This window comes from Clostridium sp. ATCC 25772 (assembly GCF_001573875.1).
Lineage (GTDB): Bacteria > Bacillota > Clostridia > Clostridiales > Clostridiaceae > Clostridium_J > Clostridium_J senegalense.
In genome coordinates this window covers 1-16,613 of record NZ_LFRG01000041.1, presented here as the reverse complement: position 1 = coordinate 16,613, position 16,613 = coordinate 1, and the positions used below count along the sequence as shown (strand labels likewise).

The window sequence follows — 16,613 nt, the reverse complement described above, 5'->3', positions numbered from 1 at the left end:
TTTTAATAAATTATAATATTATTTTTTATTATTAATCAAATAATTTACTTACAGATACATCTTCATATATTCTTTTAACTGCTTCTGCAAATATAGGTGCAACTGATATTGTTTTTATCTTATCAATTTGCTTTTCTTCTTTTAATTCAATTGTTCCTAAAACAATAAGTTCTTTTATTGAAGATTTTTCAATTCTTTCTATTGCTGGGCCAGATAAAACACCATGTGAACAGCATGCATAAACTTCTTTAGCACCTCTTTCAACTAGTGCATTTGCTCCATTACATATAGTTCCTGCAGTGTCTATCATATCGTCTATAAGTATAACTCTTTTACCTTTTATTTCCCCTATTATGTTCATTACTTCACATACATTAGCTTTTGGTCTTCTTTTATCAATTATTGCTATTGGTGCATTTAATCTATCTGCAAAGTTTCTTGCACGAGTTACACTTCCTAAGTCTGGAGAAACCACCACAACGTCATCTTGATCTTTAAAACCATTTTCGATGAAGTATTTAGCTAGTATTGGTGCACCTGTTAAGTTATCAACTGGTATGTCAAAATAACCTTGAATTTGAGCAGCATGTAGGTCCATTGTTAATACTCTATCTGCACCTGCTGCTGTTATTAAATCTGCAACTAATTTAGCTGTGATTGGATCTCTTGCCTTAGCTTTTCTGTCTTGTCTTGCATATCCATAATAAGGCATAACTGCAGTTATTCTTCCTGCTGATGCTCTTTTTAAAGCATCAATCATTATTAAAAGTTCCATTAAATTGTCATTTACTGGTGAGTTTGTTGGTTGAACAACAAAAACATCAAGCCCTCTAACTGTTTCTGCTATATTAACAGATATTTCACCATCGCTGAAGTGCCCAACTTTTGACTCCCCAACTTTTAGTCCTAGAATATTGGCTATGTCCTCTGCTAACTTTGGATAAGAATTTCCTGTAAAAATCTTAATGTTTTTACCATGCGATATCATATGTAGTCCTCCCATTTTATTACTTATTATTTTTTTTAACCCAATTTTCTTTATTTATTTGCCTTGCTCTTGCTATTGCTAAAGCGTTTTCAGGCACTTTTTCTGTAATAGTTGATCCTGCTGCAATGTAAGTGTTGCTTTCTACTTCAACTGGAGAAACTAAGTTTGTATTACAACCAATAAATGAATTGTCTCCAACTATAGTTTTATGTTTATTTACTCCATCATAGTTCACTACCACTGTACCACAACCAAAATTACAGTTTTTACCTACTTCTGCATCACCTATATAAGTTAGATGAGATATTTTTGTTCCATCACCTATTTGGGATTTCTTAACTTCAACAAAATCTCCTATTTTAACTTTATTTCCTATAACACTTTGTGGACGTATATATGCAAATGGTCCTACTGTTGTTTCTTTTCCTACTGTACTTTCCATTATTACTGAACTTTGAATTGTTACATTTTCTTCTATGACACTATCTTTTATTCTACATCCTGGATAAATTGTACAATTATCTTTTATTACAGTTTTTCCTTCTATAACGTTATTTGGATAAATAATTGTATCTTTTCCTATTTCAACATCACAATTTATATAAACATTATTAGGATCTATTAATATAACTCCATTTTCCATGTGTTTTTTATTAATTCTTTTTCTCATTATCTCTTCTGCAACTGCAAGTTCTACTTTAGAATTTACTGCTGTAATTTCATCAACTGGAACATCTACAGCTCCTACTTTTTTTCCTTCTTTTTTTAGTATTTCTATTACATCTGTTAAATAGTATTCTCCTTGATTGTTATTATTATTTAATTTTGATAATGTAGATAATAATGATTCTATATCAAAGCAATACATGCCAGAATTTATTTCTTTTACCTTAACTTCTTCTTCATTACAGTCTTTAAATTCTACAATTTTTTCAACTTGATTTTCTTCATTTCTAATAATTCTTCCATATTTAGCTGGGTTTTCCATTATTGAAGTTAATATAGTTGCACTATACTGATTTTCTTCATGATAGCTAAATAATTTTTCAACTGTAGTTTTTGTAATTAATGGGCCATCTCCTACAAATATAGCTACTGTTCCTTTTTTACCTTTTAAAAAGTCTTCAGCACACATTACTGCATGGCCTGTTCCTAATTGTTCCTTTTGAACAGAATATTGAACTTTTCTACTTTCAGTACCTGCTTTTACTTTTTCAGCACCGTTTCCTATTACTACATCAATATCCTCTATATCACACTTTCTTAAAGTATCTATAACGTGATTTATCATTTCCTTACCGCAAACTTTATGTAACATTTTTGGAATGTCTGATTTCATTCTCGATCCTTGTCCAGCGGCTAATATAATGGTACATTTATACACTTAAAACACCTCTTTAAATAATCTATTTCTTACTATGAATAAGTTTTTATTAAATATGTATTAAATATTCATTACGTTATATATTTAAAATAAAATTAATGACATATCATTAATAATTATACTTCTCTTTTATTTAATTTTTTTATATATAATTTTCAACTATTTAATTTTCTATTAATTTTGTATAAAATTTTTTTACGCAATAAATTGCTTTTAAATAAATTTATAAAATATTATTTATATCCTTATTAATTATATTTTATATACTAATGTTTTGCAAATAAAAGTGAATATTTTTATACTTTTATGTGAAAAAGTACACCTTTTTTTGCTAATTAATCCTCTTTTTTAACATAATTTGTTACACTTTTTTCTTTTTTTTGAATAAATTATACATTTAAAAGCATAAAAAAATAAAAAGGAGTGTACTCCTTTTTATTTTAAACTTCACTCTATTCTGAATCTGGTTCTACTTTAGGTTCTTCTTGTATAACCCTTTCATACTCAGTAAGAATAGCTGTTTGTATTTTTTCTCTTGTTTCTGTATTAATTGGGTGAGCTATATCCTTAAACTCTCCATCTGGAGTTTTTCTACTAGGCATAGCAATGAAATAACCATTTTGTCCCTCTATAACTTTAATGTCGTGTATAACAAATTCATTATCGAAAGTTATAGAAACTATTGCTTTCATTTTTCCCTCTGTGGCAATTTTTCTTATTCTAACATCTGTAATTTGCATGAATTCCACCTCCAAGCTGTACTATAAGAGTATTATTCTCCATATTTTTCAAATTTCCTTCTTTTTGTTGAATAATTTTTTATTTTCTGTATTTTCTATCTCCTATTCGAATTCTACTTATCTATATGTGAAAATTATCATTCATTCAATTACAATTAATTTATAAATCTACATTTACCACTACAATAAAATTCTTTTAAAAACTTAATTTGATATAGTGTTCCAAGTTAACCTTTAAAACTATTCATTTACCAATGAGAACATCAAAAATAATATTTTATTGATAGTTAACAGATTATTTCAGTTAAAAGTTAAAAGTTGCAACACTTCGCTAGTTAAAAGTTAATAGTGAATAGTTAAGAGTTACGGTTATTACTACTCTCTTCGTTCCTAGTAATGCTAAACGTATTTTTTTATATAAATTTGCAATGCAAATTATATTTATAGATTTAAAAGAAAGTGGTTGCCACTTTCATCCTGAACTCTTAACTCTTAATTCTTAACTCTTAACTACCTAAAGCTGTGCTTGTTTTTTTAATACAACAAAAATTTGTATTCCTATAAAGTACGCTTATCAGAAGGGTTAACCATAGCTCTTCCCTCTTGGTTTATTCCATTAAACTCAATTATTGATATGTAATTATCCATTAGCTTTTCTTGTCCTTCTGAATTATTATCTACTAACACTCCACAAGCTAAAAGTTCACTATCAAACTCTGAAAGCAGCTCCTTTATACCTTTTGCAGTTCCGCCACCTCTCATAAAATCATCTATAAACACGCATTTACTATTCTTTTTCATTGCTTTTCTTGAAAGGGACATTGTTTGTATTCTCTTATTTGTTCCTGATATGTAATTTACATAAACACTTGCACCTTCTGTAACTTTATTTCTATTTCTTACTGTTACTAATTGAACCCCTAAATTTTTAGCAACTTCATATGCTAGTGGAATTCCTTTAGTTTCTATTGTTACAACATAATCAACGTCTAAATCTTTAAATATTGATGATAATATTTTTGCTGCTGGAACTATTATATTTGGATTAAATATTAAATCAGTAACATATAAAAAGTCCCCAACCATTACTCTATCTTCTTCACTTGCTATTTCACAAAGTTTTTTTTCAAATTTTTCTTTTTCTTCTTCTGATATATCTACAGTAAACTTTATTCCTCCAGCTGCTCCTGAAACAGTTTCAACTTTACCTACTGATAATTTTTCTAACGTCTCTCTAACAATAACTACGTCTTCACTAACTGTTGACTTTGCAGCATTAAACATTTCTGTAAATGTATTTAAGTTCACCACTTTATTTGGTGTTTCAGTTAAAACTTTAGTTATTCCTACTATTCTTTGGTTTCTACTAAACTTATCACAATCTCTTCCCATATTTAACTACCTTTCTGAATAAGAATTTTAATAAATTTATATAAAAATCTATACTACATCTCGAATAAAACTGATATGATTTCTTTCACCTTATCATTGCATATATAATAATTAACTTCAAGACCATCTCTGTTGCCTTTTATTATACCTGCGGATCTTAATTTTTGTAAATGTTGAGAAACTGTAGATTGTGGCAAATCTAAACAATTTTGCATACACGTTACATTTCTTTCACCTTGCTCTAATAATCCTTTAACTATACATAATCTAACTGGATGTGCTAGTGCTTTTAATATATCTGCATACTCTACATACAATTCTTTTATATCCTTATTCATAACATCAACAACCTTTCTACCTAAATATAAACCTTTAAATAATATCTATATATTATAATCTTTAAATATAACCATCATGCTATATCGATTTATAAATTCTAACCTAATATAGTAAAATATTTTTATATATATTTGTATAATTAATTTACCTTTAAACGTAAATTTTAAGATTAAAATCTTTTATATAATACAATATTATCATATTTCCCTGTGTTTAGTCAGTATTTATATATTTTTATCATCTTTCACTGAAAATAAACCTACTTTAATAAGATAAAATCTTAAACTTAAATATGAAGTTGTTTCCCAATCTGTTTATTTAAGCAAGAACTTTTTAGATTAAATAAAAACAGGTGAAATATTTTAGCATGTTTATTATTTTTGAATATTTGAGAAAACATTTGGAATAATAAATATAACATTTATTTCTTTAAGAGGTGATAACATGAAAAAAATTTTTACTGAAGAAGATTTGAAAAATGCTTATAATCTTGGAAAACAACAAGGTGCATTAGAATCTAATAATTTAAATAATAGTTCTAGAACAGACGAGTTTTCTTCTCAACTACCAATGGATAACTCAATTGTAAAATCCGTTGAAACAGACTCTCTTATTAGATTAAGATAAATAAAAGGCTTAGATATTTCTAAGCCTTTTATTTATGTAGTTATAACGCTTTGCTAATTAAGAGTTAAGAGTGAATAGTTAACAGTTGCGGTTATTACTAATCACTTCGTTCATAGTAATTCTAAACGTATTTTTTTATAAATTTGCAAGGCAAATTATATTAATGGATTAAAAAGAAAGTGGCCTCCACTTTCATCCTGAATTCTTAATTGTTAACTTTTAACTATTAACTATCTAAGGGACTGGCTAACTTTTTTACTTATGATAACTAACTTTAAAGAGCTACTCTCTATTTTATGTAATTAAACCATTCGTGCCTGTCCCATTTGTTACGGCTATAAACTCTGAGTATAACTTTTGTTAGTTTAATCTCTCAAATTTAGAATTTATGCCTTTCAATTAAAAAGAAACTGGTACTCCAGTTTCCTCAAGAACTCTTAACTTTTAACTTTTAACTTTTAACTATCTAAACTCCAGTTTCCTCCATCATTGTCAATTATCCATTGTCAAATGTCAATTATATAATGTTCTTAACCTTTAATTTTTTAATCGTTAAATGTCCATTGTCAATTATATAACTTGGAAAATAAAGAATTTTAAGTAGTAAGATTCTTCATCTGCTGTCCATAATATAGGATGGTCTGGGGCTTGTGTTTTAAATTCAACTTGTCTTAATAATCTACCTGCATCCCTTGCAGCTTCATATATAGCTTCTTTGAACGATTGTGGATCCATAAAATGAGAACAAGAAGCTGTTACTAAATATCCACCTTTTTTAACAAGTTTTATACCTCTAAAGTTTATTTTCTTATATCCTTTTTTAGCATTTCTTATAGTTTCTCTTGCCTTTGTAAATGCTGGTGGATCAAGTATAACTACATCATACTCTTCTTTCTCATAGTTAAGTTCTTTTAAAATTTCAAAAGCATCATGACATTCAAATTTAACTGTATCTTCAAGGTTGTTAAGTTCTGCATTTTTTCTACAAAAATCTACTGCATGCTGAGATATATCTATTCCTAAAACACTCTTAGCTCCTGCAATTCCTGCATTTAATGCAAAAGACCCTGTATGTGTAAATACATCTATTACATCTGCATCTTTACATATTTTATGTATTGCTTTTCTATTTTCCTTTTGGTCTAAGAAAAATCCTGTTTTTTGACCATTTTCTATATCAACATTATATTTAACACCATTTTCTTCTATAGTTATCATAGTTTCAAAAGGCTCAGTTAAAAAACCTTTTTTAAGTTCCATACCCTCTTTTAATCTTACCTGTGCATCACTTCTCTCATAAACACCTCTTGCACCATACTCTTCTACAAGTATATCTACAATAATTTGTTTATATTGATCAATACCTAATGCTAAAGATTGTATAACATATACATCTTCAAATTTATCTATTACTATACCTGGAAGAAAATCAGCTTCTCCGAATATAAATCTACAAGAAGATGTATCAACAACCTTTTTTCTATATTCCCATGCATCTTTTAATCTTTTTCTAAAAAACTCTTTATCAATCTCTTCATTTATATCTCTTGTCATTATTCTTATAGATATTTGAGATGCATCATTTATGTATCCTTTACCTATAAACTTATCTTCCGCTGTATAAACTTCAACTATATCACCATTTGTATATTCACCATCATAACCTTGTATTTCTGTTGAAAAAACCCATGGATGACCACTTAATGTTCTTTTTCCTCTACCCTTGTCTAAATAAAACTTACAAGCCATTCTATTGATTGTCACCAAAAATTATAAGAATTAAATTCTTTAGTATTTTATAATTTAATCTTTGCAATGTTCTTTGTTTCTGGCAACATCCTCCTTTTTTTAGTTTATTTTTTGAACACTGTCTTTAGTTTCTTACATATTCCATTGTTTATTTTTTTACATTCTGATTATATTGTACAGCATAATTTCATGCAAGAATTAATAAATATAAAATCTATTTTAAAATTTCTTCTATGCTGTACCCTTTATCTTTTAAGTATTTGCTTTTTTTAGGAGTCTCTATTACTTGTGCTCCATAAATACTATTATGTTCGCCTATATAGTAACTTATTAGTACACTTATAATATAGTATGGTATTGCCCTATCACCAAACATTTCAATTCCAAGCATTATTGTTGCTATTGGTGTATTAGTTGCACTACCAAAAACACAGATTAAACCAAGTGCCGCTAATAATGATGGTTCTATATGAGCTATTTGTCCAATTGCACCACCTAAAGATGCCCCTATATCAAATAAAGGAGTTACTTCTCCCCCCTGAAATCCAGATGCTAATGTTAGTACAGTAAGTATAAATTTCTTAATAGAATCACCTATTGAACTCGTACCATTAAAGCCTGCATCTATTAACCAAGTACTTAATCCTCCATATTCATAAAAATTAAATATTACTATTATAATAAGAACAATAAAAGATGATATTAATGCTCTAAGTAAATAATTCTTTATTTTACTAGAGTACATTTTCTTTAAAAATTTTATACTTCTAGAGAATAGCTTACCTACAATTCCAAAAATACAAGCTGAAATTATAGTTATAACTAATGTATATATAGTTATATTGGGAACTGAAATTATAGAGTGTATAGAGTTTTTTATTCCAAAAAAATTTGTTACATAATCTGCAACATACGCACCTATAAAACAAGGAAATATAGACTCATAACTTAGTTTACCAATAAAACAAACTTCAACTCCAAAGAATGTCCCAGCAAGTGGAGTTCCAAATACAGAACCAAAAGCAGAACTGATTCCTACCATTATTAAGGTTTTTTTATCTTTTCCCTCTAGTTTAAATATATTAGCTAATTTATTAGTTACGGTTCCTCCTATTTGAACTGCCGTTCCCTCTCTTCCTGCAGAACCACCTACAAGATGTGTCAGAACTGTAAATATAAATGTTAAAAATGCCATTCTTAATGGTACTTTAGTTTCCTTATGAGTGCTTTCAATAATAAGGTTGTTTCCTCTTTGAGAGCCTTTGCCATAATTATTATATATAAATGCTGTTGCTACACCAATGACTGGAATTAAATAAAATAATTGATAATGACTCATACGAAAATTAGTAACATACTCTAAAGACTGTAGAAAAATAGCAGACGCACATCCCATAATTACTGCTGTTAAAATTATAAGGGTAAATAGTTTTATATGTCTTTTAAATTCCATGAAAATTTTATCTCCTTTCTATATTTATGTTTTCCAAAGTTATAAATAAACAAACTGCTATTTAACTTTATTCAAAAACTTTAAAGTTTTTGAAAGTAAAAAAGACTAATGAATCTACGACAAAAAAATCATAGAAGTCATTAGTCTGTAAAGACGGTTTAGAATATTCATGGGAGAACTTCATTCCCAGTTAATAAGGCATAATCAAAGGAATACTAGGTTAGTATTCTTGCCTATTTAATTTCTTATTTATTTTTACATTCATAAATATATCATAACAGCACCTATTTTTCAATTATGCATAACCCTATTTTGTTTATATTCCACAAAATTCTTTTGACATAATATAATATAATCATTTAAACTATAAGTCGTATGAAATAAAATAGTAGACTAAAATTATAACATAATTTGAAATTAATTATAAATTATATATACATATTAAAGGAGATTTAGGATGAGTATTCTTACGGTAAAAAATATGAATCACGGATTCGGCGATAGAGCTATATTTGAAGATGTTTCTTTTAGACTTTTAAAAGGTGAACACGTTGGACTTATTGGTGCTAACGGTGAAGGTAAATCTACTTTCATGAACATAATTACAGGTAAATTAATGCCTGATGAAGGAAAAATTGAATGGTCAAACAGAGTAAGAGTTGGTTACATGGATCAACATGCACAACTTCAAAAGGGCGAAAGCATAAGAGACGTTTTAAGAGGCGCTTTTAAATATCTATTTGATTTAGAAACTGAAATGTTAGCAATAACTGATAAAATGGCAGAGGCTACCCCTGAAGAACTTGAAAAGTTACTTGAAGATATGGGAACTATTCAAGACCTACTAGATAACAATGGTTTCTATGTTATAGATGCTAAAGTTGAAGAAGTGGCAAGAGGATTAGGTCTTAATGATGTAGGCCTTGATAAAGATGTTACTGATTTAAGTGGTGGTCAAAGAACTAAAGTTTTACTTGCAAAACTGCTTCTTGAAAACCCAGACATATTACTTCTTGATGAGCCCACTAACTATTTAGATGAAGTACATATAGAATGGCTTAAGCGTTATCTACAAAACTATGAAAATGCATTTATATTAATATCACATGATATTTCATTCTTAAATTCAGTAATAAACCTTGTTTATCATGTTGATAATAGGCAGTTAAATAGATATGTTGGAAGTTATGATGATTTCCAAAGAATATATGAAGCTAGAAAGAAACAATTAGAGCAAGCTTATGAAAGACAACAAGCTGAAATTGCTAAACTAGAAGATTTCGTTGCAAGAAATAAAGCTAACGTTGCTACAACTGGTATGGCTAAAGCAAGACAAAAGAAACTTGATAAAATAGATAGAATTGAACTTGCACAAGAAAAACCAAAACCAACATTCAATTTTAAAGAAGCTAGAACTTCTGGAAAAATGATATTTGAAACTAAAGATTTAGTTATAGGTTATGGTTCACCTCTATCTAAACCACTAAATTTATATTTAGAAAGAGGTAAAAAAGTTGCTCTTGTTGGCGCTAATGGACTTGGAAAAACTACACTTTTAAAAAGCCTTATGGGTGAAATAAGAGCATTAAGTGGAGAAGTTGAACTTGGTGACTATCAATATATAGGCTACTTTGAACAAGAAATAAAAGATGCAAATTATAACACTTGTATAGAAGAATTTTGGCAAGACTTCCCTGGATATACTCAGTATGAAGTTCGTTCTGCCCTTGCAAAATGTGGACTTACAACAAAACACATAGAAAGCAAGATAATGGTTCTATCAGGAGGAGAAGCATCAAAAGTTAGACTTTGTAAAATATTAAACAGAGAAACTAACATACTAATCCTTGACGAGCCTACAAACCACTTAGATGTAGATGCTAAAGAAGAATTAAAAAGAGCATTAAAAGCATACAAAGGAACAATCCTAATGGTATGCCACGAACCAGAATTCTATCAAGACATAGTAACAGATATCTGGAATTGTGAAGAATGGACAACTAAAATAGTGTAATGAAATTAAGGAGCTATTGCAAAACCAACTAAAGGTTAGATGAGCAATAGCTCTTTTTCACGTGTAAATTACTTAATATATATGATTAATTGTGGAAAAAATTTAAACATCTCTTCAGAAAAAACCTGTGTTTTGCAGTATAATTATTTTATTAATACTAAAATTCAAAAGAAATCATCATTTACAGCGTTTCAAGTTGGTATTTAAAATTATGTAATGAATTTATTGATAAGAACTATGGTAACTATAACTTTAAACCGTTATTCAGTTAGTTATTTCAAGAAACTCTAATAATCTTTTTCAAAATTTTTAGGACTAAACGGCTGAATCGACGTCCTGTCTAGGCAGTCGCGAAACCCATCCTTGGGTTTCGGTCCTAAAAATATTAAAAAACATCATAAGAGTATTAATACCTCTACAACGTACAACCTAGTCCTTAGCTTTAGGTGTTGTAGGAATGAGAGTGGTTACGACTTAACGGTAAGGGGGGAACAGTATGGAACTCTAGAGAGTTGGGAACTAGGAGCAGATATAAGCACGTTGGACAAGCTTGATGTGTAGAAAGCTCCTAGACGCAAATGTAACAGCTAAGGTGCGAGATGGTGGCGACTGAGAACTCAGGGCATTTCCAATGACAGTTACTTCCTTATGTTTGAATGTATTAGTATGTTCAAATGTAAGGGAATAACTACGTCCAAAAGCTTCTTTAAATCTAGGGCATTTTCCTTTTATTGCAATTAGAAGTCAAGTTATATTAAAAATATTTATGCAGAACGGAATAGAGAGATTAAAATTTGAGGTAAGTCGTAAGTCGTAGCTCCTAGCGTGATTCTGTGGGGAGTGTGGCCAGGTAGCAAATCGTTAGTTGACCACAAAACCTATTGTACAGGAGAAGTGAATTTAAAGAAACTTTTAATTAGAGAGACTGTATATATACATCAATAGATATGAAATACAGTAAAAAAGTATAGGGAAATTGCTGGTAAATATTTAGTCTAAAAGCAAATAGAAATGTTAGATTTTTCAGTGATTTGGAGTAAAATACGTACCATCTATTTTATTTTTTGATAAAAATAAAGAGTATAAGAAGGTTGATTTTGATATAACAGCAGAGGGTTTTGATATAAAATCATTGGAAGAAGGAATTAGTCCATATCTTTCTACATATAAAAAATAAGAAGGAGTGTGTTTAATATGGAATATAATGCGTTAAAAGATATTATGTCCTACTTTTACTTTGAATTTAATATAAACTATGTGCTAGGTGCTATTATGCTAGTGAATACTATTAAAATTATCAAAGATTACACTAGTATTAGAAAAAGCAATAGCGAAATCTTCCATAACATTAAATCAAGTTACTATGACTTAATTATAAGTAGTTTTGTTATGATAGGGTTATATAATGGAGTTATGTTTCAAGGCGTTATTGCAGATATCTCAAGTGAATATAGTCAGTTATGGATAACTAAAATGATGATAGTAGGCATAGTTTCTTTTGTGCTTTTTATTATTCAGTTAATTTTCTTTATGATGTTAAAGAAGTATAAACGTGATGTTACAAATTTAGAAAAGTAGTTATCGAATAATTAATAAAACAATAAAAAAGCTGAAAAGCTTGTCCGCGCAATATAAAATTATGCAAAGAAGAGAATATCATTAGAAGGTATTGCTCAATGTCAATAGGATATGACGCCAGCATTAGTTGCTGGCGTTTTTGTTTTTAAGTGTATAAAGGCATGGTTTTTATCGATGGCAGAAACTTTGAAACAGCAGTTGATAATGTAGAATTAGAAACTATATTTATTAAAATGAATAATGAATGGATTGTAAAAGATATATATTATTGTTAAAAACCTTTAGTATATAATTATTTATATATTGAGATTATAATCATTTTCTTATAGAATTTTAAGCACTTTAGAGCCTGACCAATATTTTATGCATCCTAATTTTTGTAAATAAGCTCGAATAAAGTTGAAAGGAAGATTACATAAAGGTATAATTTTGAATTAGACATATGAAAAAAATAATTAGTCAAAGATTCAAAGGATATTTGTCACGATACAAGGAGATAAAACTCTGTCATAGTAAGGCTATGTATATATGTATTTTGTTGACGAAGTATTCATGGCAAATAGGTTAGAATACTGACTTATTATTTATTTGATTATGCATTCTATGGTTAGGGGTGACAGTGTATGATACAATGCGAATTATGCGAAGACTATTTTCATGAAGAGAATATAAAAGAATGTCCAGAATGTTTAAAGGAAATGTGTGAAAGTTGCTATGAAATGCATGTTCCTATTTGTTTTTATGTTTCTCAGCATGGTGATATAAATACTTATGATGAATAAATTATACTTATGAGTGGTATGAACAAGGGATACTAAAAATATGCAGTAATATTATTGTAGAATAATTTGTGAATAATGAATAACTAAAATAGTTCAATAATATTTGATATTTAGGGCGGTAGGGAAAATACTATCTCTCTTTTTATATGCGTTTGTTCCTAAAGATATAGGGAAACAAGCTCCAGTTTAAATTTATTCAATACCTTTACAATATTTTAATCCAAGATGCAGTGTTGAATTCTAAGTGATTCGCAGCTTGTCTAACTATTCTAGGTATCCAAATTTTGGAATGGATAATTTTGAAAGTTAACTTGGAACCCTATAGTTTGATAAAAATTATCATGTTTTAGGCGCATTATCAATATTATTACATATTATGGAAATAAAATCGATTCTATATTCTACTAAAAATTTATATTGTCTTATTTTTTATAATAATGTAGGGGGGTAATTATTATGAAAATATTTAAAAGTAAACATAAAAAACTTGCGATAGGTACTTCTATTACTTTGGGAAGCTTGCTTATCATATATTTAGGTATATCAATATATTTCACCAACCATTTTTCTTTTGGAACCTCAATTAATTGTATTAATGTTGGAGGCAAAACGGTAGATGAGGTGAATAAAGAAATAACTTCTAACATTAAGAGCTATACCCTGGTATTAGAAGAGAGAGATGACATTAAAGAAAAGCTCATCTGGAAGGATATTGGTTTAAAATATAATGGTGATGATAAGGTTCAAAGCTTAAAAAAGAATGAAAATTCTTTTTACTGGATTATTGGATTATTTAATAAGAAAAAATTCAATATGCCTGAAATAATTTCTTTTGATGAAGAATTATTAAAAAAAGCTGTTAATAATCTTTCTTGCTTTAATGATAGTAATTTAATTGAACCACAAAATGCTAGTCTTAAATATACAGAAAATGGTTATGAAATAGTAGAAAGTATTAGTGGTAATAAAGTAAATAAAGATATTTTATATAATCATATAAAACAAGCTATTTCTACAGGAGAAACTATAATAAATCTAGAATCAATTGATTGTTATGAAAAACCACAGTACACTTCAAACTCTAAGGAAATTATTGATGCTAAGGATATACTTAATAAGTATATATCTTCAAAAATTACTTACACCTTTGGAGAACATAAAGAAGTATTAGATGGCTCTAAAATTAATGATTGGCTTAAGGTTGATAAAGATTTTAAAGTTGCAGTTGATGAAGAAGCAGTGAAAAATTACATGAACGCATTATCTCGTACCTATGACACTTATGGAGGCACAAGAAATTTTACTGCCTCATCAGGAACAGCAATAGCAGTTAGTGGTGGAAACTATGGATGGTTAATTGATAGCGATAAAGAATCGGAATATTTAATTAGAGCTATAAAAAAAGGAACTGTCACAACTAAGGAACCAGCATATGCACAAGTTGCCTTATATAGAGGAGATAATGATATCGGTAATACTTATGTGGAAATAAATCTTACAAAGCAACATTTATGGTTCTACAAAAATGGTAATCTTATTGTAGACGGAGATATAGTTACAGGCAATGCAAATAGTAAGTATTCAACACCACCAGGTACGTATCAGCTAGTTTATAAACAAAGGGATGCTACATTGACAGGTCCTAACTATGCAACACCAGTTGCCTTTTGGATGCCTTTTAATGGAGACATTGGAATTCACGATGCAACCTGGAGAGCAACCTTTGGCGGAAATATTTATCAATCAGACGGTTCTCATGGTTGTGTAAACGCACCATATAATTTAGCAGAATCAATATTTTCTAACATTGACGCTGGAGCACCTGTTATTTGTTATTTTTAACCATCAAAATAAATAATAGATATAAACATAAAAAGTTTAAATAACATTATAGGTTTATTTTTTTATGATATTTGATATAATATAAATAAGAAGAAGCTTAGTGCTCTAACACTAAGCTAATCCTAGAACGTTTTTGAGTTTTAGGGCTATTGGAAAGATTTTTAATAAGCTAAGAGTTTAAAGCACTAATCTTGTGAGGATGGAGTGCTTTTCTCTTTTGTTTCTATTTTTAATTTGAAACTTTTAGTACTAAAATCTAATTCAATGTTCTTTGTTTGAACACCACTTAATACGTTAATTATGCACACAAGTAAAGTAAATACTAATATGCTAACTACTATCCAAACTAGTATCATATCCAATACCACCCCCTTAAGCTACAGTAAAATTACCTATAGCCCAAGGTGGGAAAACGTACAACCACCGTAGCCATCCACTTCTACGGATTTTCTATAAAATACTTTGATAGTATATCATATATTTTTATTTATTTAAATATATCCTTATTTAATTTATTCCAAATTAGTTAAGTTCTTCAGATAAATTTTTAAGAGCTTCCCCTTGTACTCTATATACTGTCCATTCATCCATTGGTATTGCACCCATTTTCTTATAGAATTTTATTGATGATTCATTCCAATCAAGACACCACCAATCTAATCTTCCACAGTTACGTTCTACAGCAATTCTACCTAATGCTGAAAGTAGGCATTTTCCTAATCCTAATCCCCTCATTTCTGGTCTTATGTATAAGTCTTCTAGATATAAATTAGCTCTACCTAAGAAAGTAGAAAAATTGTGGAAAAATAGCGCAAATCCAACTGGCTTATTATTATATTCCCCTATAATAACTTCAGCCTGTTTTCTTACGAATAAAGATTCATGTAAAATCTCTTCTGTTGCAACTACTTCATGTAGTAATTTTTCATAATCTGCTAATTCTTTTATAAAATCAAGAATTAACTTATTATCCTTTTCTGTTGCAAACCTTATTTTAAAATTAGGTATTTTAGTTTCTAAATAATTGTCCATAACGTACCCCCATTTTTTTATATTTTTTAGTCTATATAATAAACATTAGTTTCTTTTATATAATTTTACAAGTAGTTCCTACTAATTATTGATGTTAAAACATTAATTTTATATTATTGAACTGAAAATGATAATATAATTATATAAATTATTCATATTAGGAGGTTTTTATGGCACAATGTCCAAATTGTAAAAATAAAATACCCTTTAAAAAAGTATTGTTTTTAACATCTTTTAATAGGATTCAATGTAAATCTTGTGGAAAATATCTTGTTTGCAACCAATTACGTGGTAGTTTATTTGGAGGAATTGGTGGTGGAATTGGAGCTTTAGTACTTTTATATGCACTTAAAAGTTTCTTAAGTAAAACATTTGGAATTAAAAATATTGTTTTAATAATACTTTGGATAGTTTCATTAGTTATTGTATCTTATTATTTTACGAAACTTGAATTAGATGAATATAATTTTCTCTAATTTATATATACATCGCAAAAGGGAGTTTACTAGTTAAGAGTTAAGAGTGAATAGTTAACAGTTGTGGTTATTACTAATCACTTTGTTCATAGTAATTCTCAACGTATTTTTTAAATTTAGTTTTTTAAATCTAACTAAGCAATAAATTATGGTCTTGGCTCCATAACAAATGGGACAGGCACGGTAAGTTTATTTTCTTCGTTAACACTTGATACTC

The 16,613-nt window shown here is 28.5% G+C and carries 15 protein-coding genes and 1 riboswitch; of the genes, 6 read left to right on the top strand and 9 right to left on the bottom strand.

Features of this window, described 5'->3' with window-relative positions:
• Positions 1 to 31: 31 nt before the first annotated feature.
• From AZI32_RS13470 to AZI32_RS13450, 5 genes are all read right to left on the bottom strand, one after another.
• Positions 32 to 988, bottom strand: coding sequence for a ribose-phosphate diphosphokinase (locus tag AZI32_RS13470; protein ID WP_061996329.1), 957 nt, complete (start codon positions 986 to 988; stop codon positions 32 to 34).
• Between the two features lie 19 nt (positions 989 to 1,007).
• A complete protein-coding gene (glmU, locus tag AZI32_RS13465; RefSeq protein ID WP_061996328.1) occupies positions 1,008 to 2,372 on the bottom strand; it encodes a bifunctional UDP-N-acetylglucosamine diphosphorylase/glucosamine-1-phosphate N-acetyltransferase GlmU in 1,365 nt (454 codons plus the stop codon).
• A 452-nt stretch (positions 2,373 to 2,824) separates the two neighbouring features.
• Complete coding sequence (gene spoVG / locus AZI32_RS13460; protein ID WP_061996327.1) at positions 2,825 to 3,112, bottom strand: septation regulator SpoVG; 288 nt, start codon at positions 3,110 to 3,112, stop codon at positions 2,825 to 2,827.
• Between the two features lie 558 nt (positions 3,113 to 3,670).
• Positions 3,671 to 4,504 carry a pur operon repressor gene (gene purR / locus AZI32_RS13455; protein ID WP_061996326.1) on the bottom strand — a complete coding sequence of 278 codons (834 nt, stop codon included), beginning with the start codon at positions 4,502 to 4,504 and terminating at the stop codon, positions 3,671 to 3,673.
• A 53-nt stretch (positions 4,505 to 4,557) separates the two neighbouring features.
• Positions 4,558 to 4,842 (bottom strand): metalloregulator ArsR/SmtB family transcription factor, encoded by a 285-nt coding sequence (locus tag AZI32_RS13450; RefSeq protein WP_061996325.1) that lies wholly within the window; start codon positions 4,840 to 4,842, stop codon positions 4,558 to 4,560.
• Between the two features lie 445 nt (positions 4,843 to 5,287).
• Between AZI32_RS13450 and AZI32_RS13445 the strand changes: the two genes are divergently transcribed.
• Entirely contained in the window at positions 5,288 to 5,470 is a 183-nt protein-coding gene (locus AZI32_RS13445) for a hypothetical protein (protein ID WP_010297770.1), read from the top strand.
• A gap of 570 nt (positions 5,471 to 6,040) precedes the next feature.
• Here the strand turns inward: AZI32_RS13445 and AZI32_RS13440 are convergent.
• Positions 6,041 to 7,219, bottom strand: a complete 1,179-nt coding sequence (locus AZI32_RS13440) for a class I SAM-dependent rRNA methyltransferase (protein ID WP_061996324.1) — start codon at positions 7,217 to 7,219, stop codon at positions 6,041 to 6,043.
• Between the two features lie 214 nt (positions 7,220 to 7,433).
• On the bottom strand, positions 7,434 to 8,672 hold the full coding sequence (locus AZI32_RS13435; protein WP_061996323.1) for a chloride channel protein: 1,239 nt from the start codon (positions 8,670 to 8,672) through the stop codon (positions 7,434 to 7,436).
• Positions 8,673 to 8,796: 124 nt separating this feature from the next.
• A riboswitch (Fluoride riboswitch) is annotated at positions 8,797 to 8,869 on the bottom strand.
• Positions 8,870 to 9,129: 260 nt separating this feature from the next.
• On the opposite strand from AZI32_RS13435, the gene AZI32_RS13430 reads away from it, so the two are divergent.
• The 4 genes from AZI32_RS13430 (at position 9,130) to AZI32_RS13420 (ending at position 14,888) form a co-directional block, all read left to right on the top strand.
• Positions 9,130 to 10,686 (top strand): ABC-F family ATP-binding cassette domain-containing protein, encoded by a 1,557-nt coding sequence (locus tag AZI32_RS13430; RefSeq protein ID WP_061996322.1) that lies wholly within the window; start codon positions 9,130 to 9,132, stop codon positions 10,684 to 10,686.
• Positions 10,687 to 11,880: 1,194 nt separating this feature from the next.
• Complete coding sequence (locus tag AZI32_RS13425; RefSeq protein ID WP_061996321.1) at positions 11,881 to 12,264, top strand: hypothetical protein; 384 nt, start codon at positions 11,881 to 11,883, stop codon at positions 12,262 to 12,264.
• A 623-nt stretch (positions 12,265 to 12,887) separates the two neighbouring features.
• Positions 12,888 to 13,046, top strand: a complete 159-nt coding sequence (locus tag AZI32_RS18485) for a hypothetical protein (RefSeq protein ID WP_155844783.1) — start codon at positions 12,888 to 12,890, stop codon at positions 13,044 to 13,046.
• Between the two features lie 456 nt (positions 13,047 to 13,502).
• A complete protein-coding gene (locus AZI32_RS13420; protein WP_061996320.1) occupies positions 13,503 to 14,888 on the top strand; it encodes a peptidoglycan binding domain-containing protein in 1,386 nt (461 codons plus the stop codon).
• 185 nt (positions 14,889 to 15,073) lie between these two features.
• Here the strand turns inward: AZI32_RS13420 and AZI32_RS18480 are convergent, their stop codons facing one another.
• Together AZI32_RS18480 and AZI32_RS13415 are read right to left on the bottom strand one after the other, a co-directional pair.
• The gene (locus tag AZI32_RS18480; RefSeq protein ID WP_157450920.1) at positions 15,074 to 15,250 is read right to left on the bottom strand and encodes a hypothetical protein; all 177 of its coding nucleotides are present in this window, start codon (positions 15,248 to 15,250) and stop codon (positions 15,074 to 15,076) included.
• A gap of 160 nt (positions 15,251 to 15,410) precedes the next feature.
• Positions 15,411 to 15,920 carry a GNAT family N-acetyltransferase gene (locus AZI32_RS13415; RefSeq protein ID WP_061996319.1) on the bottom strand — a complete coding sequence of 170 codons (510 nt, stop codon included), beginning with the start codon at positions 15,918 to 15,920 and terminating at the stop codon, positions 15,411 to 15,413.
• Positions 15,921 to 16,090: 170 nt separating this feature from the next.
• Between AZI32_RS13415 and AZI32_RS13410 the strand changes: the two genes are divergently transcribed.
• On the top strand, positions 16,091 to 16,396 hold the full coding sequence (locus tag AZI32_RS13410) for a hypothetical protein (RefSeq protein WP_061996318.1): 306 nt from the start codon (positions 16,091 to 16,093) through the stop codon (positions 16,394 to 16,396).
• Positions 16,397 to 16,613: the final 217 nt, after the last annotated feature.

Excerpts from the sequence above, each read along its gene's own strand:
- AZI32_RS13470 (WP_061996329.1), bottom strand. The coding sequence starts at position 988 with ATGATATCGCATGGTAAAAACATTAAGATTTTTACAGGAAATTCTTAT.
- spoVG (WP_061996327.1), bottom strand. The coding sequence starts at position 3,112 with ATGCAAATTACAGATGTTAGAATAAGAAAAATTGCCACAGAGGGAAAA.
- purR (WP_061996326.1), bottom strand. The coding sequence starts at position 4,504 with ATGGGAAGAGATTGTGATAAGTTTAGTAGAAACCAAAGAATAGTAGGA.
- AZI32_RS13450 (WP_061996325.1), bottom strand. The coding sequence starts at position 4,842 with ATGAATAAGGATATAAAAGAATTGTATGTAGAGTATGCAGATATATTA.
- AZI32_RS13445 (WP_010297770.1), top strand. The coding sequence starts at position 5,288 with ATGAAAAAAATTTTTACTGAAGAAGATTTGAAAAATGCTTATAATCTT.
- AZI32_RS13440 (WP_061996324.1), bottom strand. The coding sequence starts at position 7,219 with ATGGCTTGTAAGTTTTATTTAGACAAGGGTAGAGGAAAAAGAACATTA.
- AZI32_RS13435 (WP_061996323.1), bottom strand. The coding sequence starts at position 8,672 with ATGGAATTTAAAAGACATATAAAACTATTTACCCTTATAATTTTAACA.
- AZI32_RS13430 (WP_061996322.1), top strand. The coding sequence starts at position 9,130 with ATGAGTATTCTTACGGTAAAAAATATGAATCACGGATTCGGCGATAGA.
- AZI32_RS13425 (WP_061996321.1), top strand. The coding sequence starts at position 11,881 with ATGGAATATAATGCGTTAAAAGATATTATGTCCTACTTTTACTTTGAA.
- AZI32_RS18485 (WP_155844783.1), top strand. The coding sequence starts at position 12,888 with ATGATACAATGCGAATTATGCGAAGACTATTTTCATGAAGAGAATATA.
- AZI32_RS13420 (WP_061996320.1), top strand. The coding sequence starts at position 13,503 with ATGAAAATATTTAAAAGTAAACATAAAAAACTTGCGATAGGTACTTCT.
- AZI32_RS13415 (WP_061996319.1), bottom strand. The coding sequence starts at position 15,920 with ATGGACAATTATTTAGAAACTAAAATACCTAATTTTAAAATAAGGTTT.
- AZI32_RS13410 (WP_061996318.1), top strand. The coding sequence starts at position 16,091 with ATGGCACAATGTCCAAATTGTAAAAATAAAATACCCTTTAAAAAAGTA.